Genomic DNA, 23400 nt, shown 5'->3' with positions numbered 1-23400 from the left:
TATGAATTTGGAAGAATATTTAAATATTATAACTGAAGTAAATCATAAAGCAGGAGGAGGATCTGTAGCTGCACTTAATGGAGCTTTAGCTTCATCACTTATGTTAAAAGCATATAATATGGCTAAAAAATCCAATCCGGAAGTTGAGCAGAGGCTTGGAAATGAGTACTACCTAAATTTAGAAAATTTAAAAAATGAATTTACTAGATTAATTTTTGAAGATGGTGAAGTTTTTGGAAAGGTATTAGAAGCTTATAAATTACCAAAAGATACACATGAACAAAGGAAATATAGAAGAATTCAAATTCAAGAAAAATTAAAATTTGCTGTAGATTCTCCTTTAGAAATAATCGTTAAATCCTTAAAATTATTTGAAAGTATTTTTGTGTTTATAGAATATTCTAATCCGGTTATAAATTCAGAAATAGCAGTAGCTAAAAATCAACTTATAGCTTCTATAGAATCTGCTATGGTAAATATGAAAATAAATATTAAGTCAATAGAAGATAAGGAATATAGGATAAAAAAGCAAAACAGCATTTTAAGGATATACCAAAATTTAGAATATAATAAAAAGAAGTTACAAAATTTTTTAGATAAAAATTTATAATATAAATATCAATATTTTTAGGAGGATTTTATGAAAAATATTTTAGCACTAAATTTAGGTGGTGGAACAATAACATTGATAGTTATTGCTATGGTAGTTGTATTTTTAATTTTGTATTTAATTTCAGTTTACAATAAACTTATAGCCTTAAGAGAAAATGTTAGAAATTCCATGAGTCAAATAGCTACTCAAATAGAGTCAAGATGGGATGTAATTACTAATCTTATAGGAGCTACATCAAAATATTCTGAACATGAAGCAAAAACCTTACGAGAAGTAATAGGAATGAGAACTGGAATTAATAGAAATTCTTCAGCAGCTGAAGTTTTGAAAGATGATCAATTATTTCAACAAGCAATGGATAGAATAAATGTAGTTGTAGAGTCATATCCTAATTTGAAAGCTGACAGTTTATATATTAATACAATGAACAATGTCGATAAATATGAAAATAATGTTAGAAATGCAAGAATGATTTTTAATGATTCGGTAACAAAATATAATAGAGAAATTTTAATGTTTCCTAAAAATATTTTTGCAGGAATGTTTGGATTCCAACAAGAAATATATTTCAAAAATTCTGAAACAAAGGCTGACATGCCACAATGGTAAAATTTATGAAAAAAATAGTCACACTGACTTTAGTATTTTTAATGCTGTTTGCTAATATATCTTTTGCAAATAGCATTGATTCTATAAATATTAAAGCTGAAATAAAAAAAGATGGTTCTGTTATGATAACAGATCATAGAATATTTAAGATAGACAAAGGAACGGAGCATTTTATATCATTAGGTAATTTAGCAGATTCTACTGTAACTGATTTTAAGGTTTTTGATAACAGCAATAAACTATTAAAAAAGATAGATAAATGGAATGTAAATGCAAGTAGAGAAGAGAAAAATGGAAAATATGGGATTAATCATACATCGAATGGCATAGAACTTTGTTTTGGAATTGGAGAGCTTGGTAAAAAAGAATTTACTATACAATATAGAGTAACTAATTTTATTAAAAATTTAAATGATGGGAATCAGACATTTTATTGGAAATTTATAAATGAAAATATGGATCCAATTGATTTTGTAAATATTGAAGTTACAAATGAAATTGGATACAAATTTGAAACTCCAAAAACAAGAATATGGGGATATGGTTATAAAGGTAATACTCAAATTTTTTCAGATAAATTAATAGCAACAACCGCTAAAAGTAATCCTTCTATTAATTATATGGTGCTTTTAGGTATATTTGAAGGGAAAGTTTTTGATAGTCAATCAAATTTTGATAAGAGCACAGAACAATTAATTGAACAATCAAGACAAGGTTCATTTATTTACAGAAAAGATGGATCTAAACAATACTATAAAAATCAAAAAGATAATGGTGGACTTTTTAAATCTATTTGGAAAATAGTTGTTGTTTTTTTTGCTTTGACTGGTGCGGGTAGTTTAGCTATATCAAAAAGAAGAAAGGATAATTTAAAATTTGAAGAAACTGATGAATTAAATTATTATAGAGATTTACCAGACGAGAATTTCTTAATTTCAGATTATTTGGTAGAAGAAGCTAATGTACAAAGCATAATATCTGCACTTTTATTAAAATGGATTGTTGAGGAACGCCTTGTAAATAAAAAAATTGAAGAAGGTTTTATTTTTAAAAAAGAAAAAGATGTATTTAAGATAAATTTTACAGATACAAGACCATTTGATTCAACAATTGAAAAAGATTTTTGGGATATAGTGCTGAAAGCATGTGGAAAAGATGATATACTTACTCAATCAGAGTTAAATTCGTATATAAAAAATAATACAAAAAGATTTAATACATGGATGGAAAGTATAAATAAAACATCAAAGAATTATTTAATTAGAAATAATTATGTAAAAGAACAATCAAAAAAATCTTTTTTGGGTTCAACACTATATGAAAGAACTGAAAAAGGTATTAATCTACAAAAACAAATTTATGGATTTAAGAAATATCTATTAGATTTTTCATTACTAAATGAGAGAGATGTTAATTATGTTAAATTATGGGATAGTTACATGGTTTGGGCTGCATATTTGGGAATTACAAAAGAAGTTTATGAACAATTTAAGGTAGTAGATCCTCAATTTGAACAACAGGTATATTATAATCCTTCTACATTTATTTATATTAATTCCATTTCTGATTCAGTATATAATTCAAGTATACAAAGTTCATATAGCGGTTTTGGTGGCACATCATTTGGCGGCGGTGGAGGCGGCTCATTTGGTGGTGGCTTTGGCGGAGGTAGTAGATAAAATAAAGTTTGCTAGACACCACGTTTTCTAGACCTTTTGGCTGGGAGGTGGCTACGCAAACTTTTATTTTTATTTTAAATTAATTTAACAATATAGAAATTTAGCTGTATAATAGTATTGAAATGATAATGGAGGAATTTAATGAAAACATATTACAAGGCAAATAAGATTTTTACTGAAAATAGAGTAATCGAAAATGGATTTATGGTTGTTGAAGGCAGTAAAATAGTTGAATTCTTAAATGAATATGATGGAGAATTTATCGACTTTGGAGATAAGTATATTGCTCCGGGATTAGTAGATACACATGTTCATGGATATAAGAATGTTGATGTGACTGATGCAGTAGAGGGTGCTTTAAATGTAATGTCAGAAGGTGTGTTACAAATGGGAGTAACATCATTTTTGCCTACGACGCTTACATCATCTGTTGAACAATTAAATAAAGCTTTAGAAGTTATTGGAAAAGAATATAAAGATGTTAAGGGTGCAAAGGTTAAAGGTATATTTATGGAAGGTCCATATTTTACTGAGGAATTTAAAGGGGCACAAAATCCAGCATATATGTCAGATCCAAGTATTGATCAATTAAAAAAATGGCAAGAAATTTCTAATAATTTGATAAAAAAAATTGCAGTTGCTCCAGAACGCAAAGGAGTAGCGGAATTTACTAGAGAAGCAAGAAAAATGGGAGTTTATGTAGCTTTAGGTCATTCAAATGCAACATATGATGATGCTATGAAAGCTATAGATGCCGGTGCAAATATATTTGTTCATTTGTATAATGGAATGAGAGGATTGCACCATAGAGAACCTGGTATGGTAGGAGCGGCATTGCAATCAGATGCATATGCAGAATTAATTTGCGATGGACACCATGTAAATCCTAAATCTGTTGATGTTGCTGTTAAAGCGAAGGGACATGATAAGATTGCATTGATAACAGATTGTATGAGGGCTGGAGGAATGCCGGATGGAAATTATAAATTAGGAGAATTTCCTGTAACTGTTAAAGATGGTACTGCAAGATTAGATTCCGGAAGTTTAGCAGGTTCGATACTTGATTTAATTGATGGTGTTAAAAATGTATATAATTGGGATATAGCTACATTAAAAGAAGCTATTGATATGGGTTCAAAATATCCAGCAAGATCTGTTGGACTTGATAATGAATGTGGCATTTTGCAAATCGGAAGAGATGCAGATTTTATAGTTTTAGATAAAAATTTTGTATTATTAAAAACATTTATAAATGGTGAATTAAAATATCAGAAATAATTAAGGAGAATTTATGTTTGGATTATCAAAGGATGAATGGAAGAATTTAGATGGTTTGTATACAGCTTCTGAAATCTATCAACAGCCAAAATTGTGGAGTGAGGTATCTAAAATTTTAGAAGATAGAAAAGAAGAAATAAAATCATTTTTAGATAATGTGTTATCCAAAGAAAATGTGCAAATTATATTTACAGGAGCTGGTACATCTGCTTATACAGGAGATTTTATAACTCCATATTTAAATAAAAAAGTAGCACATAAGTTTAAGTCTATTGCAACTACAGACATTGTGTCTAATCCTGAAATATATTTAGATAAAGAAAGTCCTATATTATTAGTTAGTTTTGCACGCTCGGGAAATAGTCCGGAATCAGTTGCAACCTTAAATGTAGCGAATAAAGTAGTCAAAGAAATTTATCACTTAGTTATTACATGTAATAAAAATGGTAAGCTTGCAGAATATGCAGGGAATGATGAAAATGCCTTAGCTATTATTCTTCCTGAAGAATCAAACGATAAAGGTTTTGCTATGACAAGTTCATTTTCTTGTATGGCACTCACTGCTACTTTAATATTTGATAGTAATTATTCTAAAGAGGAACTTGAACTAACTGTTGAAACAGCTTCAAATATGTTAGGTAATATTGAAGAAAAATTAAATCCGATAGTTGATTTTGATTTTAATAGAATAGTATATTTAGGCTCAGGTTCATATCACGGACTTTCAAAAGAAGCTTCATTGAAATTGTTGGAATTAACTAGAGGAAAAGTTGTTGGATATTATGAAAGCAGTTTAGGATTTAGACATGGTCCAAAATCAATAGTTGATGATAAAACTGTGGTTTTAGTATTTCAGTCAAACAATGATTACTCATTAGATTATGATAAAGATATATTAAGGGAAATGTATTATGATAATGGTAACCATAAAGTTGTATCCATTGGTATAAATAAAGATGTAAAAGACTATACTCATTTTTATTTGGATATTCCTGTTGAAAAATTAAAAAATGATGTATTTTTAGGACTGTTATATGTTTTATATGCTCAGGCATTTAGCTTGTTGGCATCTGTAAAAAACGGGATAAATCCAGATAATCCAAATCCATCAGGAGCAGTAAATAGAGTAGTTAAGGGAGTTATTATCCACGAATTTAACTAAAAATAAAAAACGCCGCCACTTCAAGTTGATATTAAGCACAACTTGAAGTGGCGGCTTCCAATTTATAAATTATTTAATGTATTTTATTAATTCATTGTAAACTATTTCTTTATCGTTTGTTGAAATAAATAGATCTACTATTTCAGTTTTTTTTAGTAACTTAGCTAGACCGGATAAAATTCTTAAATGATTATTTCCTTTACCTGCTGAAGCAATTAATAATTCAGCTTTATTTCCATTTCCAAAATCAATGCCATCTTTGAATTGTAAAAATACAATACCTGATTGAATGATTAATTGTTGAGATTCTCTATCACCATGAGGGATTGCAACACCATAATCCATATATGTTGTCAATAACTCTTCTCTGTGTAACATTGATTCTACATATCCATCAGCAACATATCCGGCTTCAAGTAATTTATTTCCAGCTAATCTTATAGCTTCTTCTTTTGTTGTAGATTGTAAATTTAAAAATATATTTTCTTTTTCAATTGCGATATTTGCCATTATTCCTCCTAAAAACTTTCTATTTAATTATAACACTCTTTTTTAATTATTAAAAATTTTATTTTTTTTAATTATTTGGTACTATAAACTTAAAATAAAGTTAAAGATGAGAAACTATTAAATGGCAAGGTAGGAGAGAAAGTGACAATGTAACCAAATTCAGCGGAGGAGATTCATTAGGTAGAGGAGAAATGTTAGGTGGACTAGGGATAACTGGTAGACTTATAGTTGTAGTAATTTTATTACTTTTAGGACAAAATTCATTAAGTTTATTAGAAAATATAACTGGAACAGGGCAAACTGATACTATACAGTCACAAACATATACTCCGAGAAATAAAGAAGAAGCAGAATTAGAATAGTTATTACATTTGATTGTATAATTTTTGTTATAACCATTTAATATATACTGTCAAAATGTAATTAACATAATTTTTGGGTAATTCTGATGTCGATTTTAATTTTTTCATTTTATTAAATAATAATGAAGAAAATTGCTACAAAGTAACTAAAAAACATATCTTATAGTAACTATTTTATATAAATATTTAAAATAAAAAACTACTACAAATAATTGCAGTAGTTAAATTATAAAAATTATTTTTTTATTTCCATAATTTCAGTTTTTCCAGCAATTACATCACCGGTTTTCTTTTCTAAGTTTTTAATTTCTTCCATATTTGTTATAACTACAGGAGTTTCTGTTGGATATCCGTTTTCTTCAAGATAGTTTAAGTCAACTTCAACAAGTTTATCACCTATATTTACTTTATCACCTTCTTTTACGAATACTTCAAAACCTTTTCCTTTTAGTTCTACAGTATTCATACCAATATGTATTAAAATTTCGATGCCTTTAACATTTATGCCTAAAGCGTGTTTTGTATGAAATACTTGAATTATTTTACCGTCAACCGGAGATACAACAGTACCTTCTGTTGGTTTAATAGCAACACCATCACCTAAAAATTTTTGTGAGAAGGTAATATCTTCTACTTCTGTAATATCAACAAGTTTACCTGTCATAGGTGAAACTAATTTAATTTTTTTACTAAATAATCCCATCATTTCCTCCTAAGATTTTATCTGTAAAAATTTACATCAAAAATATTCTACCATATTTATAAAAAAAATGAAAATATCTATAATATTTGTATTTTTCTTATGCTATAATGATTTATATATTATTATAGGAGAAAATTATGTTTTTTGAATTATTTGGAAGAAAATCTATAATTGAAAAAATAAATATTGCTGATTTAGTAAGTTCTTTAGGTGGTAAAGAAAATATTTTAAGTCATGAAATATGTTCTTCTAGGATAAGGATTACAATTTTAAAATCTTCTGATTTTAATGAACAAATGTTAAAAAAATGTAATTTACCGGGATATTCACTTCCTGAGGATAATAAGGTTCATTTGATTATTGGACCTGACGTGTCAAAATTTTATGAGAAATTAAAATGTTATATATGATATAATTTATTAGGTGTGATTAAATCCATTTATTGGAGGAAATATGAGATTGGATAAATTTTTAAAAAATTCAAGAGTTATAAAAAGAAGAACTGTTGCTAAAGAAGCTGCAGAATCTGGGAGAATAAAAGTTAATGGGAAAACAGCAAAGCCGGGACTGGAAATTTCTTTAAATGATATTGTAGAAGTTACATTTGGAAATAATATAGTCAAATTTGAAGTTTTGCAAATAATTGAAAATCCTAAAAAGGATGAAGCAGATAAAATGTTTAGGATAATACAATGAGAAAAGATGTAAATTCTAGAAAAAAAATTAAAAGGAAATTTATTTCTGATCCTAGAAAAGTTAATATAATTTTTTGTATTTCGGCTATATTTTTGATAGTGTTTTTGGTTATTTTCATTGGTCAAAAAAGACAAATAAAACAACTTAAACAAAATACGAATAAGTTAGTTACTAGGCAGAAAGAATTAGAAGATAATATCTCTAAATTAAAAACAGAAATTGAAAATTCTAATTCACTGGAATATATAGAAAAAAAAGCAAGAGAAGATCTTGGAATGATAAAAAAAGATGAAAAAATTTATACAGATGATGAAAATAGTATAAATACTGTTCCAAAAGAATCACATGATGAGACAAAAAATGAAACAAAAAAAGAAAATTAGGATTTTATATGAAAATTGATAAAAATATTATTGATTTAATTAGAAAAAAAAATATTCTAATAGGGGTGAGTGGCGGAGTTGACTCAATTGTATTATTTGATTTGATAAATAAAATTAAAGATGAAATAAATTTAAATATTGAAATAGCTCATTTTAATCATTCTACTAGAAATGGAGAATCTGATGATGATGAATTATTTGTTAAAAAAATATGTGAAATAAATTCTATAAAATTTCATTCGAGAAGAGATTCTATGTCCAAATATGCAAAAAATAATAAAATCTCAGAAGAAGAGGCTGGTAGAATTTTAAGGCATAAATTTTTTTGTGATATTCTAAAAGATAAAGACGATTTAGAAAACTGGTATCTTGCATTGGCTCATAATTTGGATGACCAAATAGAAACTATTTTTATGAGAATATTTAGAGGAACCGGTATAAAAGGACTTGAAGGTATGCATCAAATAGATGGTAAAATTATTAGGCCCTTGCTTAATTTTAAGAAAGAAGAAATTTTAGAATATGCAAAAAAAAATAAATTAGAATATCATCAAGACTATACAAATTTTGAAAATATTTATACAAGAAATTCTATCAGAAATGAACTAATACCTATTATAAAAGAAAAATATAGCAAAAATATTTATGACTCTATTTTAAATTTGTCAAAGTATTCAATTGAATATAACGAATATATAAACAATAAACTTAATGAGAAACTTAATGGATTAGATATTGAGATTTCACAAGATTACACTAAAATAAAAAAAACAGATATACATAAATTTACAAGTTTTGAAAGAAATATTTTTCTTAGAAATGAAATTGATAGGATAAATAATAGTAATTATGATTTTACTAAAAACCATTATTCAGAAATAGGAAAAATAATTGATTCTGATAAAGGAGTATATGTCATAATTAATGGAATGATATTTTATAATTCATTTAATTATTTTATAATAAGAAGGTATGATGATTTTAATGAAAGCGTTGATTTTGAAGTAAAAGAAGATATAATTGATTTTGGTAAATATAAAATATTTTTTAACAAAAACTGTGATAAGCCAGGACTTTTGAAACTTAATTCAGGAGATAAAATAAAGATTAGGTTTAGAAAAAATGGAGATAAGATATGCATCAATGGGAAAATAAAAAAACTTAAGGATTTTTTAATTGATAAAAAAATAGATAGATTTGAAAGAGATTTATTGCCTGTTATTGAATATAATGGTGAGATAGTTATGGTTTCAAATTTATATAAAAGAAAAATAAAAGATAATGGGAAAATTACTATACAAATAAAGGAGAAATAATGAATAGAAGAAAACAGAGTTTTATGTCATTTTTACTTCCTATATTATTGATAATACTTGTATTTTCATATATTGGAGATATATTTAATACATCAAATAATATTGGAATTGGTGAGCTTGTAAAAAATATCAGCTCAAATAAAGTGAAGAAAATTACTACAAAAGGCTCGAAAGTGGAAGGCGTTTTAAAGGATAATTCAACTTTCGTTTCTGAATTACCGGCAGAATTTCAAAATAATTTCTATGATAATTATTTGAAAAAAAGTGTAGATGCTGGACAAATTGAATATCAAGGATTACCGGCTGATGGACCAAATATATTTATCCAAATTTTACCAACACTTATACTTTTAGGAGGGCTGAGTGTACTGTGGTATATTTTTATGGCTAGAGGTGCAAATGGAAGTTCTCAAGCTATGAAGTTTGGTAAGAGCAGGGCAAAAATGAATCTTGAAAAAAATAATAACATTACATTTGCTGATGTTGCCGGGTTAAGAGAAGAAAAAGAAGAAATGGAAGAATTAGTTGATTTCCTAAAAAATCCTAAAAAATATGTTGAACAAGGAGCTAGAATTCCTAAAGGTGTTTTACTTGTAGGACAACCAGGTACTGGTAAAACATATATTTCTAAAGCTGTTGCCGGAGAAGCAAAAGTGCCATTTTACAGTATAAGCGGTTCTGATTTTGTTGAAATGTTTGTAGGGGTTGGAGCATCAAGAGTTCGAGATATGTTTGCAGAAGCAAAGAAAAATGCCCCATGTATTATATTTATAGATGAAATAGATGCTGTTGGACGTAAGAGAGGATCAGGTTTAGGTGGTGGACATGATGAAAGAGAACAGACACTGAATCAATTACTTGTGGAAATGGATGGTTTTGAAAAAAATGAAGGAATCATAATGATCGCTGCAACAAACAGACCTGATATTTTAGATCCCGCTTTATTAAGACCGGGTAGATTTGATAGAACTATTCATATTGGAATGCCTGATGTAAAAGAAAGATATGAAATTTTACAAGTTCATACAAGAAATAAAAAATTATCAGAAAGTATAAATTTAGAAAATGTTGCAAAATCAACTGCTGGATTTTCTCCAGCGGAACTTGAAAACTTAACAAATGAAGCTGCACTATTGGCAGCAAGAAATAATCAAGAGTTTATTACTCCTGATTTAATGGACGAAGCTGCAATAAGAATTATGGCAGGTCCAGAAAAGAAATCTAAAGTAGTTATTGAAAGAGAAAGAAAACTTACAGCATATCATGAAGCAGGACATGCTGTTACAGCACAATTTTTAAAAGATTTAGATCCTGTGCATATGATAACAATTGTGCCTAGAGGTCAAGCTGGTGGATTTACAGCATATCTTCCTGATGAAGATAAAACATTTAGAACTAAAGGCGAAATGAAAAATAGAATTGTTGCTTTATTAGGCGGAAGAGCTGCAGAAGAGATTGTATTAGATGATATATCAACCGGTGCTTCAAATGATATTGAAAGAGCTACACATATTGCCAGAGCAATGATTAAAATCTATGGTATGAGTGATATACTTGGACCTGTTCAATATGATGATGCTAGTGGAAATGTATTCCTTGGAGGAAACAATTATTCAAAAGGTGATCATTATTCAGAAAAAACGGCTATTGAAATTGATAAAGAAGTTACAGATATTATTAAATCAGCTTATGTAAAAGCAAAAGAAATAATAGTAGAACATAGAGATTTGTTAGAAGAATTGGCTCAAGAATTACTAAAAAAAGAAACTATCAGAAAAGATGAGTATATTGAAATTGTAAAAAAATATGATATAAACTTTAAGGAAGAGGAAGTTTCTTTCACACAAATTGATGAAAAATAATTATAAAGGAGAATAATATGTTTTTAACTCAAACTCAGCAAGGAGGGATTAATTCATTTATATATATTTTATATGGTGGATTGATTATGTTTTTTATCTATAAATTTTATAAACAACATGTTGCTGCAAAAAGTGCAAAAGGACAAATTTTTAGATTTAGAAAAGATGTAAATAAAATAATGATTTTATTAACATTTTTAATTACCGGATTTGGAATTTATAATATAATCACTGGACAAATTATTTCAGGTGTAATAATGTTAATATTAATTTTAATATTAGGAGTTGAATATACATATCCAAATGTTTTCGCTGAAAACGGATTTGTAATTGATGGAAAATTTGTTGAATGGCATGAAGTTAAAAAATGGGGATTTGATGTTGAAAGGGGGGAACTTTTAGTAAGATTTAAAAAAGATTTTGAGGAAAAACAAGGCCTTTTAAGGATTGCAAAGAAAGACATCAAAGAGGTTGAAAATTTATTTAGAAAATATAAATTAAAAAAATAAAAAAAATAAAAAAATAAAAAAATAAAAAAATTAAAATGACTGGTATCTTTTAAGAACTAGATCGGAGGAAAAATGAATAACAAAACACAAAACATTACTTTATTAGGAATTTTAACGTCAATAATTATAATTATGACAGCAGTGCCAGGTATTGGTTTTATACCAATTGGATTAGTAAACGCAACAATTATTCATGTGCCTGTAATTATTTTAGCAATAGTTAAGGGACCAAAAATGGGGGCTATTATAGGACTTATATTTGGACTTTCATCGATGGCGAATGCTTTTTTAAGACCAACACCAGCATCGTTTTTATTTATGAATCCAATTATAGCAATAGGGCCTAGAGTTTTAATAGGTATATTTTCAGGCTATAGCTTTATTTTTATAAAGAAATTATTAAAAAATGATAGCATTTCCGCAGGTTTAGCTGCTGGTATTGGTTCAATGACAAATACAGCAGGAGTTTTGGGGTTAATTTATATAATTTATGCACAAAGATATTTAGAAGTGACAAATAGAGCGGGGCAAAATGCGTTTAATGTTTTACTAGGTATTGCAGGTGGTCAAGGAATTATTGAGATGCTTGTATGTATTGCGATTGTAATTCCGGTAGCTACAATTTTATTAAAACTAGATAAAAGAGGAATTTTATGATATTAATCATAGATATTGGAAATACCAATGTTGTATTAGGTATTTATAAACAAGATAAAAAAATCAATAGTTGGAGATTGGAAACTAGACAGACAAAAACGATGGATGAATATGGGTCACAAATTGAATCGATTTTATTACATGAAGGTATATCAGTAAATGATATTGAGGATGTAATTATTGGTTCAGTGGTTCCAACACTACAGCATACATTTAAACTTATGTGTAAAAAATATTTAAGTCATGAACCTATTGTGATTGGAGAAAATACTAGAACCGGCATGCCTATTAAATATGAAAATCCAAAAGAGGTAGGAGCAGACAGGATTGCAAATTCTGTTGCAATGATTGAGCATTATGAGTTACCGGCAATATTAATTGATATGGGAACAGCTATAACATTTGATGTTGTTAGTTCAAAAGGAGAATATTTAGGAGGAGCAATTGCACCTGGTATGAATATTGCTTCTAATGCTCTTTTTGAAAAAACATCAAAGTTACCTAAAGTTGAGTTTGATATACCGAAATCATCAATCGGAAAGACAACGGAAGAAGCTATTAAATCCGGTTTAGTTTATGGTTATGTTGGTTTAGTTGATAATATAATAGAGCAAATTCTTAAAGATTTAGGCGTTACAAAGGAAGATACGTCTATAATAGGTACTGGTGGGTATTCTAATTTGATTTCACAAATGTCTAAGTATATTACAGATATAGATAAGGATATTACACTGGAAGGTATGAGACTTATATATGAAAAAACAAAAAGGAAGGCTTAATGAAAAAATCAAAGACAAAACTTAATTTACTTGAGGGAAGTATTCTAAAAAAATTAGTATTATTAAGTGCTCCTTTGATGGCTACATCTTTTGTAAACATGGCTTACAATATGACAGATGCAGCATGGTTAGGCAGATTGGGGTCCGATTCGGTGGCAGCATCGGGATCGGCTCATTTTTTTGTTTGGATTGCTAGTGCATTAATAGGAATTTCAAGAGTGGGAACAAGTATATTTGTTGCTCATGAATATGGTTCAAATAATAAAAATAGATTAAAAAATACAATAAAAAACGGTATTGTTTTATTATTTTTAATAGTGTTGGCATATTCCTTATTAATAAATATTTTTGCTGAAAATTTAATAGGAATCTATAATCTAAATTCAAAAGTTTCAGGCCTTGCTATAACTTATCTTACAATATTTTCATACGGATTTATTTTTACAGGATTAAATATGTTGTTTTCAAATATTTATAATAGCTTGGGAAATAGTTTTTATCCATTTGTTGCTAATGTTGTAGGGTTGGTAATAAATATTTTATTAGATCCTATATTAATTTTTGGATTTGGTCCAATTCCATCAATGAGTATAGCAGGAGCAGCATATGCTTCAGTATTTTCACAATTTGTGGTTTTAGTAATTTTATTAGTTGATATCTTCAGGACTAAAAATGAAATTTATGAAGGAATATTTCAAGGTGTGGTATCTTTTAAGGATTTATCGATTAAATTTAAAAAGGGTTTTCCAGCTGGACTTATGAGTATTACCCATGCAATTATTTCTTTAACTTTAGCAAGATATACTTCATTTTATGGGACAAAGCCAATGGCTGTCGCATCAGTAGGAGCTATTATTGAATCAATAACATGGATGACAACAGAAGGACTACAAGGAGCCATAATAGGTTTTGTAGGACAAAATTTTGGAGCAAGATTACATAAAAGATTAAATAGGGTAATTAGTACATCATTAAAAATTGTATTTGGAATAGGAGTTATCGGGACATTTGTATTGATAACATTTAGATATCGTTTATTTAGCTTATTTATTCCAAATGAATCTGATACTATTGTGATAGGTGCTTCTTATTTACTAATTTTAGGAATGTCACAATTATTTATGGCTATGGAAATAGGAATTGCAGGCGTACTTAATGGTCTTGGAGAAACTAAATCTCCAGCAGTTGTTTCAATGATATTTAATATTTTAAGAATACCAATGGCTCTAGCACTTATGCCACATTATCAATTTTATGGAATTTGGATTGCAATGACAATTTCTTCAATTTTTAAGGGAATATTTGCATACATTATATTAATAAAGGAAAAACAAAAAGTTGAAAAAGTATTTGAATAATAAAAAAAGGGATGTTGAAAAATAAAAAATAGCTTTTAAATTACAAAAAATTAATAAAAATAAAACAAGCCCTAGATTTCAACATCTAGGGCTTGTTTTTAGGTATAATATTAATATGAAAAGCAAAAATAATATACCATGCTTAAATTTTAATTTAAATAACGGGACAAATTCAATTTCTAAAGTGTATAAATGTTTCGATTGAAACTTCAATTAAAAAGAAAAAGCTATTACAAAATAACATCTTTAGTTATTTTGCAACAGCCCTTTTTAAGTTTTTTACATTGTAATTGTAAAATCTGTACCTTTACCTAATTCAGAATTTACATCTATTTTAAATCCTAGTAGTTCAACATATGTCTTAGTTATTGCTAATCCTAATCCTTGACCACTTACTTTTGTATTTCTAACATTATCTACCCTGTAAAATCTTTCGAAAATATGAGGTAGATCATCTTTACTTATCCCAATTCCATTATCAGATATTGTTATAACATCTCGATTTGAAAATGATTGAAATATGATTTGAATTGTTCCATTTTCATTACTTGCTTTAATTGCATTTGATATTATATTTGCTACTACCTGTGTAAGTTTATCATAATCAGAATTTATTATTTTACTTTTATCAAAATTTTTAACTAATTTTATATTTTTTTCTTTCAGTAGAGGCTCAAAACTTGAAGATACGGTTTCTAATAAATTTACTATATCAAAATCTTCAATTTTTAACTCATTAAAGTTTTCTTTTTTATTAAATGTTATTTCCAAATTATCTATCATAGAACTAATTCTTCTAGTTTCAGATAAAAGCATTGAAATAGTTTCTTTATCTGCATCAATAATTTCATCTTTAATAGCTTCTAAATGAAGAATTAAATTTGTTATAGGAGTTCTTAATTCATGTGCTATATCATGGGAATAGTCAATTCTATATTGTTCTTGCATTTTTAAGGATTTTGATAAATAGTTTATATTATCAGATAATTCATCTAGTTCATATATATCATATTTTTTTTCAGAACTTACATATTTTTTCTCTATTAATTTTTTAGTTTTATCTTGAATTTCTTTTATAGGTATAGTGATATTTTTACTTAGTAGTACAATCAATATTGTTGCGATTATAATAGAAATAATGAAAATAACCACATACTGGGTAATTATATCTGATTGAAATACATTCATAATTTTATTGTAAGAATAAACATTGTCTATGTATGATACTTCTAATGTACCGGCAATTTCATTATTGGAATTTATTATATTATATGAAGATTTAACTATATCATTATTTTTTAGATTTTTATTATTTTTATAATCTAAATTGTCATATTGTAGTAAAAGTTTTTTTTCATTATTATAATATTTAATCAAAATTCCCTTATTTTTTGAATATAATTCCAATAGAAATGGATTTAAGCCATTTTGACTTTTTATTATTTCGGTAATATCATCTTTTATTTGATTAAATTCAGTTTGTCTTTGATTTCTAAGATAATATTTTAATGTATTATCAAATGTATATATTGATGTGAATGCTGAAATCATTAGAACAAAAATTAATAAAGAAATAAACGTAATATTTAATTTTTTACCTAGATTCATTAGTATCTCCAGCTTTATATCCTAATCCATATATTGTTTTAATATATATTGGATTTCTTGGATTATCTTCAATTTTTGCTCTAATATTTTTGATATGAGTATCAACAGCTCTGTCAAATGCATCATATTCATATCCAAATGCTATTTCAATTATTTCATTTCTTGTAAATGTTTTTGACGGGTTTTTGTATAATGTAAGAATAATCATTAACTCATTTTTTGTTAAAGCAACTTCCTCATTATTTTTTAATACTCTATTATTGGTTATATCAATTTTAAGTTTTCCATCATTTGTAGTTATAATTTCATTGTTATGTATAGTTTCAGTTCTTCTTAATACTGCTTTCACTCTCTCAACTAATTCTAATGCTGAAAAAGGTTTTCTAACATAGTCATCAGCACCTGATTTAAGTCCTTTAATTATGTCATCTTCATTTACTTTAGCTGTCACTAAAATTACAGGAATTTTAGAGGTTTCTCTAACTAATTCCAATACTTTTTCACCACTTAATTTAGGTATCATAAGATCTAAAATTATTAAATCAAAATTATTTTTATAAAATTTATCAATTGCTTCAGAACCATCTTGTGCAATTTCTGCATAAAATCCATTTTTTTCTAAATATGATTTTTCCATTCTTGCAATGCCGGGTTCGTCTTCAACTATTAGTATTTTGTATTTCATATTAACCTCCAATTTTATAAATTTAGCTGCTACATTTTGTAGCAGCTAAATAAAATTCTAAAAATCAAGAATAGACCTTCTTGTGTTTAAATTGTTTTCTTTTTGAGTTTCTTTTTGAGTTTCTTTATTATCTTCCGGATTTTGATCCGGTTTGTTATTAGTGGTTCCTTTTTTTATGTTTGTAGTTACTTTACCATCTTTTGTAGTTGTTTGGGTAATTACAGTACCATCCGGTTTTGTAGTTATTACTTCATTATCTCCATTTGGTTTAATTGTTGTAATAACAACACTTCCATCAGGGAGTTTTTTAACTTCAGGTTGTATTACTAGTGGTAAATTAGAATATTTTGTCGGTACTAAGTAAGCCCAATCTTGAGGAATAATATTATTGAATTCTCTAGGATTATATGGGATTGGTCTGTTTATAAATACTCTTTTTTCTACAATACCTAAAGGTGCATTATCAGCTGCAAGTAAATTATTTCTTTTATCTATATTTACCAATACATGAGCATTTGATACTTTTTTAGGTTCAGTACCTTTTTTAAAATATTCTGTATATACCATATTTCCTCTTGGGTCAAGAGCTGTATATTTCGATGGAAGTAATCCGTCAACTTTGCTTACTTTTACTTTTATAATATTTTTAGGTTTTTCAAATTTTTTAGCTTCCTTTCCATCTAGTAGTTTATTCATAAAATTACCGTAAAATGATGTCAAGTTTGCTGACTTACCGTACATGTGTAGATTATTATTATCAAAACCTATCCATGTAGCAGATGTATAATATGGATTAAAACCTGCAAACCAAAAATCCGCATTGTCATTATTTGTACCGGTTTTTCCTGCTGTATCAATACCATTTTTATTTAGTGCATCATTATGGTAATCAAAATCATTTACAATACCTTTTAGTACATCTGTAATTAAAAAATTTGTTTCTTTAGAAAATACTTTTATTGGTTTATATTCGTTTTTATAAATTAAACCAACTTTAGGTTTTTCAATTTTTGATATGATTGATGCAGGTATTCTTTCACCATTATTTGCAAATGTTTGATATGCATTTGCCATTTTGAATACACTAAATCCTTCAACTACTGAACCTATACCCATTGCAGGTCTTTCGTCATTCTCATTTGGATTTTCCTCCGCACTGACAAATGTATCTTTATCTGGATGTTCTTTATCTATTAATCCTAATTTTTCAAGATATGGTAATGATTTGCTTACACCTAAATCTTCTCCTAAGATTTTAACGGCAGGAGGGTTTAGTGATTCCTTTAATGCATCTCTTGTTGTTACAATACCTCTATAAATATTGTCGTAGTTAACAGGCCATGGTTGATTACCTATCAATTGATAAGGCGTGTCATCAACAGGAGTTGCTAATGTACGGCCTTCTTCAATAGCAGGTGCATAAACAGCTAGCGGTTTTATTGAAGATACAGGTTGTCTGAAGAAATTTGTAGCCCTATCAATTGTGTCATCTGTACTATTTCCTCTTTTAGCTACCATTGCTACTACCTCTGCTGTTTTACTATCTAATACAACTGTTGAAGATTGGGGTTGTACTGTACCATTTTTTTCAACTGAATAGTACTTTTTATTTATAACTAAATTGTCATTTTTAATATTGTAAAAATCTTTAACATTTTCAAAAAATTCTTTTTTTATCATAAATTTTTCGTCATTTATTTCTTTTAGATAATCATTTTTTATTTCTATATTTGAAATCCTAAATGTATATAATTGATTATCATCGCTTATTTTATAAAATGGTTTTATATATATACCATTATTAATTTTAGCTAGTCCTGATGATGAAAAAATTAAGTTTTTATCTTTATCAAATTCATACCATCCTGATGGGATATATAATTCTTCTTTGTCAGTTAAAAGATTTGACTTCTTATAATATAATTTATTTTTATCTGAATTTATAATATCTCCCAAATTATCGAATTTAATGTCTCCGAATAGGGGACCTCCATTTGTTTGATAGCTAAATATATTTGCAAAATCATTATAAGTTTCTTCTAATTTTTTTTGGGCATTCCAATCAATAGTAGTTGTTATGTCAAGACCACCGGTATAAAGAAGATTTTTTGCTTCTTCATATTTCATATCTTGAGTTTTCATTATAATGTCTATTGCTTGTGATTTAATTAGAGAAGAAATAGCGGTTGCGTATTGTTTATTCTCTTTTGAACCGGGTTTAACGCTTCCCAGCAAATCAAATTTTATTGCCTCATCATATTCTTTTTTAGTAATTTTGCCTAAATTATACATTTTTTTCAATGTGAAATTTTTTCTATCAAGTATTGAATCATTTAAAACTGCAACATATTCCACTCCTTGTAGTCTATATGTCCCAGCAGTTTTTGCATCCTTAGGCACATCAGCAGGACTATACGCATAAAATAGACTATAGTTTGATGGAGCTTGAACAATTGAAGCAATAGCAGCCGATTGAGCAATATTTAAATCTTTTGCAGACTTTGAAAAATAGGTTTGAGATGCCGCTTCAACACCATAAGAATTTTGTCCTAAGAATACTCTATTTAAGTATCCTTCAAGAATTTCATCTTTACTTATTTGTTTTTCAACACCTAATGCAAGATACATTTCCTGTATTTTTCTTTCCCAGCTTACTTCATTTGTTAAATAAACATTTTTTATAAGTTGTTGTGTAATTGTTGATCCACCTTGAGATATCCCGCCGGATGTAATATTTGTAAAAAATGATCTTATAACACTTTTCGGATCTACTCCTCTATGTGTTTCAAATCTTTCATCTTCTAAACTTATAAATGCATCTTTTAGAGATTTTGGTACATCTTTTATACTTATAATTTCTCTGTATTCATCAAACGCTATTGATTCAATTAAATTACCATCTCTATCTAAAATATTAGAATTTTGATTTAAATTTAATGAAATATTTTTAGGATTGATTTTTGGAGAATTTTCAGCAACTTTAATTATTGAAACTCCAAGCATCGCTCCAACTGTAATTACTAGTATTCCTATAACTAATACAAATAATAAAATAATTTGCACTATTATTTTTAACATGGATGTAGGAATATCAGATATTTTTTTCTTCATATTTTACTCCTTGGAAATTTAACATATTTATATTAAATTCTTGTGTTTAAATATTTTCTATTATATTATAACATAATACCCGAATAATTAAAATATACACATTCTTACTTATTTGTTATAATGAATTAAGGTGGTTTAAAATGAAAAAAGAAAAAGTAATAATAGTTGATGTAAACTTAAACAATAAATATACAGAAAGTCAATTAGAATCAAGAATTTTTGAGTTAAAAGAGCTAGTAAGGGCTTCAAATTCTGAGTTTGTAGCAAGTGTAGTACAAAATTTAAAAGAAATTAATTCTAAATATTATATTGGATCCGGTAAAGCACAAGAATTAGCAGAAATGGTTCAAAATCTTGAAATAGATACAGTTATTTTTAATAATGAGCTTACTGGCTCCCAAATGAAAAATCTTGAAGATGTGATTAATAAAAAAATTGTAGATAGAACGGGATTAATTTTAGATATATTTGCAACTAGAGCTAGAACTAATGAATCTAAGCTTCAGATTAAACTTGCACAATTAGAGTATAGATTGCCTAGATTAGTCGGATTTAGAAATTATCTTTCTAGAGAAGGTGCAGGTATTGGGACAAGAGGACCCGGGGAACAAAAACTTGAAATAGATAGAAGATCGGTTCAAATGGAAATAAATTCCATAAAGAATAAATTAAAAAATATAGAAAATAAACGTATTGTAGAAAAGAGAAAAAGATTAAATTCCAGTATACCGATAGTTTCTTTAATTGGTTATTCAAATGCTGGGAAATCAACGTTATTAAATACAATAAGTGAAAAATATGCAGAGAATGTAAAAAAAGTATATTCAGATGATTTATTATTTGCAACTTTAGATACATCTGCAAGAAAAATTAAATTGTTAAATGGTAAAGATATTATAATCACTGATACTGTAGGATTTATTTCTGATTTACCTACAAAATTGGTAGAATCTTTTAAATCTACTTTGGAGGAAGTAAGAGATTCTAATTTAGTTTTAATTGTTGTTGATGCATCAAATTATGATTATGAAATACAGATTAAAGCGACAGAAGATATATTGGCAGATATGGATTTGAGCGGAAAAAATATTTTATATGTCTTTAATAAAATGGATAAAAATCCTGATTTTAGGTTTTATAAAAAAGTTGATAATGAAATTTACATTTCTGCAATGGATGAAAATGATATAGAAAGATTAATTAAAAAGATAGAAAATCTATTATTTGGAGATTATTCAATTTATGAAGTTTTTGTATCCTATTCAGATTATGATAAAATAAAAAAACTAGTTCCTTTTTCATTAAAAAAAGACGAAAAGTTTGAAGCAGATGGAATTAAAACTTATTTATTATTAGATGATAATATGAAAATAAAATATAGAAAGTTTATTAAAAATGAAGTATAAAGAATATAAATCAATTTTAAATGAATATTCAAGTGAAATAGAAATAAATAGATCTAGATTTATTTCTAATATAAAATATTGTGAAACAGAAGAAGAATCTTTAGCTTTTATTGAAAAAATAAGTAAAAAGTATAGAGATGCTACTCATAATTGTACAGCATATATAAATGGTGATATCTCAAATATACAAAGGTATAATGATGATGGTGAACCTCAGGGAACAGCAGGTATACCTATGCTGGAAGTATTAAAAAAAGAAGAGTTAACTAATTTGTGTGTAGTGGTTACAAGATATTTTGGTGGTAAAAAACTTGGAGCATCAGGTCTTATAAGAGCATATGGAGGTGCTGTTTCAGATGTTTTAAGGGTTTCAGAAATTATAGAATTTAAAAATTATTATAAAGTTAAACTTGTATTTGATTATAATTTTTTAGGAAAAATTGATAATTATATAGGAGAACAAAACTTTTACATTAAGCAAAGAGATTATTTAGAAAAAATAGAAAATATAATGTATATAAGTGTTTTGAAATATCAAAAATTTAAGGAACAATTATTTGAAATTACAAGTGCAAATATTGATATTAAAATAATTGATGAAGTATTATTAAAAGTTAGAAATGGAGAAATTATAGACTTATGAGTATTTTTTGTAAAAAATATGCTAAATTAATAACAGTTTTATTTTCTTTTTCTTTAATATTATTTTTACTTACACTTTCAATAAATATCGGTTCAGAAGATTTTAATTTTTACAAAAATTTTTCTATTGAACATAATTTGAAAAATCAAGTTGGAGTAAGTCAAGATAATTTAGAGAAAATGTATAAAAGTTTGCAGGGACAAATAAAAACCGGGGATGAAAAAGAAATTAAACAATATTTTAATGATAGAGAAGTTTCACACATGAAAGATGTGTATAAATTGTTTAATCTTAATAGAAATATTAATAGGATTATGATGGTAATAGTTATAATTAGTTCCACTTTAGTTTATTACAATAAAGAAGACAAAGTACAGAATTCAAAATATATAATAAATTATTTACTAATTATATTAGTCGGATTTTTAATATTAGGTGGTATAGTTTATTTTAATTTTGAATCTTCATTTATTAAATTTCATGAATTATTTTTTAATAATGATTTATGGTTATTGAATCCTGAAACAGATATAATGATAAGGATGTTACCACAGGAATTTTTTATGAGTATTGCATTTAAGATTTTTTCGATATTTATTTTGTTTATGGGTATAGTAATAGCAAGTTTGATAATTTTTATTTTTGTAAAGAAAAGAGGTAAAAGAAATGTTTCAGTATAATGGAAGTAGGGTAGCATTTTCGTTTCTAGGGATAGATGTATACTGGTATGGTGTGCTTATTGTTACAGGAATGATATTAGCAGTATATCTTGTAAGTAGAGAATTAAAACGATTGGGAGAGAATCCGGATTTAATATATGATATAGCAATTTGGGTGTTACCAGCGTCTATAATAGGAGCTAGGTTATATTATGTTATTTTTGAATTTGGAAGATATGATAATATTTGGGAAATGATTAATGTTAGAGATGGTGGATTAGCAATACATGGAGGAGTAATAGCCGCCGTATTAGTAGGATTTATTTATAGTAAAATTAAAAGAATCAATTTCTTTAAGGTTTCTGATTTAGTTGCAATTTTTATGCCATTAGCTCAAGCTATTGGTAGATGGGGAAATTTTATAAATAACGAAGCACATGGGGGACCAACTAATGCACCTTGGGCTCTTATAATTGATGGACAAAAATATCATCCGACATTTTTTTATGAGTCACTTGGAAATTTTTTAATATTTTTGGGATTATTTATTTATTATAGAAAAAAATCTCCAAATACAGGGAAACTTACAGCATTGTATATGATTTTTTACGGAATATTAAGATTTTTTGTTGAGTCTTTAAGAACTGATAGTTTATGGTGGGGACCAATAAGAGTTGCTCAATTGGTATCAATTTTTGGAATTATCACAGGGGTAATTATAATTTATTTTGCAAATAAAAATAAGTTTTATTCAGAAGATTTTTATAATATTAAAAATATTTAACATTTAAGTTTTTTAAATAGAATACTAT

At 26.9% G+C, this 23400-nt stretch carries 24 protein-coding genes; 19 read left to right on the top strand and 5 right to left on the bottom strand.

All coding sequences use genetic code 11. The annotated features are described in order from the left end of the window. Window position 1 precedes the first annotated feature (1 nt). The 5 genes from ABGF45_RS04850 (at window position 2) to ABGF45_RS04830 (ending at window position 5341) form a co-directional block, all read left to right on the top strand. Window positions 2–610: a cyclodeaminase/cyclohydrolase family protein gene (locus ABGF45_RS04850; protein ID WP_134711705.1), complete on the top strand. Its 609-nt coding sequence runs from the start codon at window positions 2–4 to the stop codon at window positions 608–610. Window positions 611–640: 30 nt separating this feature from the next. After that, a complete protein-coding gene (locus ABGF45_RS04845) occupies window positions 641–1222 on the top strand; it encodes a LemA family protein (RefSeq protein ID WP_134711706.1) in 582 nt (193 codons plus the stop codon). Between the two features lie 5 nt (window positions 1223–1227). Beyond that, complete coding sequence (locus tag ABGF45_RS04840) at window positions 1228–2901, top strand: DUF2207 family protein (RefSeq protein ID WP_167554105.1); 1674 nt, start codon at window positions 1228–1230, stop codon at window positions 2899–2901. A 141-nt stretch (window positions 2902–3042) separates the two neighbouring features. Continuing rightward, complete coding sequence (nagA, locus tag ABGF45_RS04835; RefSeq protein WP_134711708.1) at window positions 3043–4179, top strand: N-acetylglucosamine-6-phosphate deacetylase; 1137 nt, start codon at window positions 3043–3045, stop codon at window positions 4177–4179. A 13-nt stretch (window positions 4180–4192) separates the two neighbouring features. Continuing rightward, on the top strand, window positions 4193–5341 hold the full coding sequence (locus ABGF45_RS04830) for an SIS domain-containing protein (protein WP_134711709.1): 1149 nt from the start codon (window positions 4193–4195) through the stop codon (window positions 5339–5341). A 69-nt stretch (window positions 5342–5410) separates the two neighbouring features. Here ABGF45_RS04830 and ABGF45_RS04825 read toward each other — a convergent pair whose 3' ends face one another. Further along, the gene (locus tag ABGF45_RS04825; protein ID WP_134711710.1) at window positions 5411–5851 is read right to left on the bottom strand and encodes a PTS sugar transporter subunit IIA; all 441 of its coding nucleotides are present in this window, start codon (window positions 5849–5851) and stop codon (window positions 5411–5413) included. Between the two features lie 116 nt (window positions 5852–5967). Here ABGF45_RS04825 and ABGF45_RS04820 point away from each other — a divergent pair, with 116 nt between their 5' ends. Continuing rightward, window positions 5968–6213, top strand: a complete 246-nt coding sequence (locus tag ABGF45_RS04820; protein WP_134711711.1) for a neutral zinc metallopeptidase — start codon at window positions 5968–5970, stop codon at window positions 6211–6213. Window positions 6214–6448: 235 nt separating this feature from the next. Here ABGF45_RS04820 and ABGF45_RS04815 read toward each other — a convergent pair whose 3' ends face one another. Further along, entirely contained in the window at window positions 6449–6916 is a 468-nt protein-coding gene (locus ABGF45_RS04815) for a PTS glucose transporter subunit IIA (protein ID WP_134711712.1), read from the bottom strand. Window positions 6917–7053: 137 nt separating this feature from the next. On the opposite strand from ABGF45_RS04815, the gene ABGF45_RS04810 reads away from it, so the two are divergent. From ABGF45_RS04810 to ABGF45_RS04770, 9 genes are all read left to right on the top strand, one after another. Next, window positions 7054–7326 (top strand): PTS transporter subunit EIIB, encoded by a 273-nt coding sequence (locus tag ABGF45_RS04810; protein WP_134711713.1) that lies wholly within the window; start codon window positions 7054–7056, stop codon window positions 7324–7326. Window positions 7327–7369: 43 nt separating this feature from the next. Next, window positions 7370–7612: an RNA-binding S4 domain-containing protein gene (locus tag ABGF45_RS04805; protein ID WP_134711714.1), complete on the top strand. Its 243-nt coding sequence runs from the start codon at window positions 7370–7372 to the stop codon at window positions 7610–7612. Then, a complete protein-coding gene (locus ABGF45_RS04800) occupies window positions 7609–7995 on the top strand; it encodes a septum formation initiator family protein (protein WP_134744369.1) in 387 nt (128 codons plus the stop codon). Before ABGF45_RS04805 ends, ABGF45_RS04800 begins: the two co-directional genes overlap by 4 nt. An 8-nt stretch (window positions 7996–8003) precedes the next feature. Further along, window positions 8004–9311, top strand: a complete 1308-nt coding sequence (gene tilS / locus ABGF45_RS04795; RefSeq protein WP_134744368.1) for a tRNA lysidine(34) synthetase TilS — start codon at window positions 8004–8006, stop codon at window positions 9309–9311. Then, entirely contained in the window at window positions 9311–11173 is a 1863-nt protein-coding gene (gene ftsH, locus ABGF45_RS04790; RefSeq protein WP_134744367.1) for an ATP-dependent zinc metalloprotease FtsH, read from the top strand. Before tilS ends, ftsH begins: the two co-directional genes overlap by 1 nt. 17 nt (window positions 11174–11190) lie before the next feature. Next, window positions 11191–11682 (top strand): DUF5673 domain-containing protein, encoded by a 492-nt coding sequence (locus ABGF45_RS04785; RefSeq protein WP_134711718.1) that lies wholly within the window; start codon window positions 11191–11193, stop codon window positions 11680–11682. 72 nt (window positions 11683–11754) lie between these two features. Then, entirely contained in the window at window positions 11755–12339 is a 585-nt protein-coding gene (locus ABGF45_RS04780) for an ECF transporter S component (RefSeq protein ID WP_134744366.1), read from the top strand. Further along, on the top strand, window positions 12336–13118 hold the full coding sequence (locus ABGF45_RS04775; protein WP_134711720.1) for a type III pantothenate kinase: 783 nt from the start codon (window positions 12336–12338) through the stop codon (window positions 13116–13118). Before ABGF45_RS04780 ends, ABGF45_RS04775 begins: the two co-directional genes overlap by 4 nt. Continuing rightward, window positions 13118–14476, top strand: a complete 1359-nt coding sequence (locus ABGF45_RS04770; RefSeq protein WP_134744365.1) for an MATE family efflux transporter — start codon at window positions 13118–13120, stop codon at window positions 14474–14476. Before ABGF45_RS04775 ends, ABGF45_RS04770 begins: the two co-directional genes overlap by 1 nt. 279 nt (window positions 14477–14755) lie before the next feature. Here ABGF45_RS04770 and ABGF45_RS04765 read toward each other — a convergent pair whose 3' ends face one another. Genes ABGF45_RS04765 through ABGF45_RS04755 form a run of 3 tightly spaced genes read right to left on the bottom strand, consistent with a single transcriptional unit; the run spans window position 14756 to window position 19880 of the window. Then, window positions 14756–16084, bottom strand: coding sequence for a cell wall metabolism sensor histidine kinase WalK (locus tag ABGF45_RS04765; RefSeq protein WP_134711722.1), 1329 nt, complete (start codon window positions 16082–16084; stop codon window positions 14756–14758). Then, window positions 16071–16769 carry a response regulator transcription factor gene (locus ABGF45_RS04760; protein ID WP_134711723.1) on the bottom strand — a complete coding sequence of 233 codons (699 nt, stop codon included), beginning with the start codon at window positions 16767–16769 and terminating at the stop codon, window positions 16071–16073. Before ABGF45_RS04760 ends, ABGF45_RS04765 begins: the two co-directional genes overlap by 14 nt. A gap of 57 nt (window positions 16770–16826) precedes the next feature. Beyond that, the gene (locus tag ABGF45_RS04755) at window positions 16827–19880 is read right to left on the bottom strand and encodes a transglycosylase domain-containing protein (RefSeq protein WP_134744449.1); all 3054 of its coding nucleotides are present in this window, start codon (window positions 19878–19880) and stop codon (window positions 16827–16829) included. Window positions 19881–20020: 140 nt separating this feature from the next. Here ABGF45_RS04755 and hflX point away from each other — a divergent pair, with 140 nt between their 5' ends. Genes hflX through lgt form a run of 4 tightly spaced genes read left to right on the top strand, consistent with a single transcriptional unit; the run spans window position 20021 to window position 23372 of the window. Continuing rightward, window positions 20021–21286, top strand: coding sequence for a GTPase HflX (gene hflX, locus ABGF45_RS04750; protein WP_134744448.1), 1266 nt, complete (start codon window positions 20021–20023; stop codon window positions 21284–21286). After that, window positions 21276–21929 (top strand): YigZ family protein, encoded by a 654-nt coding sequence (locus ABGF45_RS04745; RefSeq protein ID WP_134744447.1) that lies wholly within the window; start codon window positions 21276–21278, stop codon window positions 21927–21929. The genes hflX and ABGF45_RS04745 overlap by 11 nt, the downstream gene beginning before the upstream one ends. Further along, window positions 21926–22609, top strand: a complete 684-nt coding sequence (locus tag ABGF45_RS04740) for a TIGR01906 family membrane protein (RefSeq protein ID WP_134711727.1) — start codon at window positions 21926–21928, stop codon at window positions 22607–22609. Before ABGF45_RS04745 ends, ABGF45_RS04740 begins: the two co-directional genes overlap by 4 nt. Next, window positions 22596–23372: a prolipoprotein diacylglyceryl transferase gene (gene lgt / locus ABGF45_RS04735; protein ID WP_134711728.1), complete on the top strand. Its 777-nt coding sequence runs from the start codon at window positions 22596–22598 to the stop codon at window positions 23370–23372. Before ABGF45_RS04740 ends, lgt begins: the two co-directional genes overlap by 14 nt. Window positions 23373–23400: the final 28 nt, after the last annotated feature.

It is taken from the genome of Helcococcus sp. KG196, assembly GCF_046035495.1.
GTDB lineage: Bacteria > Bacillota > Clostridia > Tissierellales > Peptoniphilaceae > Helcococcus > Helcococcus ovis.
Note: the sequence above shows the minus strand (reverse complement) of the source record. Positions and strands in the feature narration are given on the sequence as shown.

Excerpts from the sequence above, each read along its gene's own strand:
- ABGF45_RS04845 (WP_134711706.1), top strand. The coding sequence starts at position 641 with ATGAAAAATATTTTAGCACTAAATTTAGGTGGTGGAACAATAACATTG.
- ABGF45_RS04850 (WP_134711705.1), top strand. The coding sequence starts at position 2 with ATGAATTTGGAAGAATATTTAAATATTATAACTGAAGTAAATCATAAA.
- ABGF45_RS04755 (WP_134744449.1), bottom strand. The coding sequence starts at position 19,880 with ATGAAGAAAAAAATATCTGATATTCCTACATCCATGTTAAAAATAATA.
- ABGF45_RS04765 (WP_134711722.1), bottom strand. The coding sequence starts at position 16,084 with ATGAATCTAGGTAAAAAATTAAATATTACGTTTATTTCTTTATTAATT.
- lgt (WP_134711728.1), top strand. The coding sequence starts at position 22,596 with ATGTTTCAGTATAATGGAAGTAGGGTAGCATTTTCGTTTCTAGGGATA.
- ABGF45_RS04800 (WP_134744369.1), top strand. The coding sequence starts at position 7,609 with ATGAGAAAAGATGTAAATTCTAGAAAAAAAATTAAAAGGAAATTTATT.
- ABGF45_RS04810 (WP_134711713.1), top strand. The coding sequence starts at position 7,054 with ATGTTTTTTGAATTATTTGGAAGAAAATCTATAATTGAAAAAATAAAT.
- ABGF45_RS04830 (WP_134711709.1), top strand. The coding sequence starts at position 4,193 with ATGTTTGGATTATCAAAGGATGAATGGAAGAATTTAGATGGTTTGTAT.
- ABGF45_RS04825 (WP_134711710.1), bottom strand. The coding sequence starts at position 5,851 with ATGGCAAATATCGCAATTGAAAAAGAAAATATATTTTTAAATTTACAA.
- hflX (WP_134744448.1), top strand. The coding sequence starts at position 20,021 with ATGAAAAAAGAAAAAGTAATAATAGTTGATGTAAACTTAAACAATAAA.
- ABGF45_RS04745 (WP_134744447.1), top strand. The coding sequence starts at position 21,276 with ATGAAGTATAAAGAATATAAATCAATTTTAAATGAATATTCAAGTGAA.
- ABGF45_RS04840 (WP_167554105.1), top strand. The coding sequence starts at position 1,228 with ATGAAAAAAATAGTCACACTGACTTTAGTATTTTTAATGCTGTTTGCT.
- ftsH (WP_134744367.1), top strand. The coding sequence starts at position 9,311 with ATGAATAGAAGAAAACAGAGTTTTATGTCATTTTTACTTCCTATATTA.
- ABGF45_RS04740 (WP_134711727.1), top strand. The coding sequence starts at position 21,926 with ATGAGTATTTTTTGTAAAAAATATGCTAAATTAATAACAGTTTTATTT.
- ABGF45_RS04780 (WP_134744366.1), top strand. The coding sequence starts at position 11,755 with ATGAATAACAAAACACAAAACATTACTTTATTAGGAATTTTAACGTCA.
- ABGF45_RS04815 (WP_134711712.1), bottom strand. The coding sequence starts at position 6,916 with ATGGGATTATTTAGTAAAAAAATTAAATTAGTTTCACCTATGACAGGT.
- ABGF45_RS04805 (WP_134711714.1), top strand. The coding sequence starts at position 7,370 with ATGAGATTGGATAAATTTTTAAAAAATTCAAGAGTTATAAAAAGAAGA.
- tilS (WP_134744368.1), top strand. The coding sequence starts at position 8,004 with ATGAAAATTGATAAAAATATTATTGATTTAATTAGAAAAAAAAATATT.
- ABGF45_RS04775 (WP_134711720.1), top strand. The coding sequence starts at position 12,336 with ATGATATTAATCATAGATATTGGAAATACCAATGTTGTATTAGGTATT.
- ABGF45_RS04760 (WP_134711723.1), bottom strand. The coding sequence starts at position 16,769 with ATGAAATACAAAATACTAATAGTTGAAGACGAACCCGGCATTGCAAGA.
- ABGF45_RS04785 (WP_134711718.1), top strand. The coding sequence starts at position 11,191 with ATGTTTTTAACTCAAACTCAGCAAGGAGGGATTAATTCATTTATATAT.
- ABGF45_RS04770 (WP_134744365.1), top strand. The coding sequence starts at position 13,118 with ATGAAAAAATCAAAGACAAAACTTAATTTACTTGAGGGAAGTATTCTA.
- nagA (WP_134711708.1), top strand. The coding sequence starts at position 3,043 with ATGAAAACATATTACAAGGCAAATAAGATTTTTACTGAAAATAGAGTA.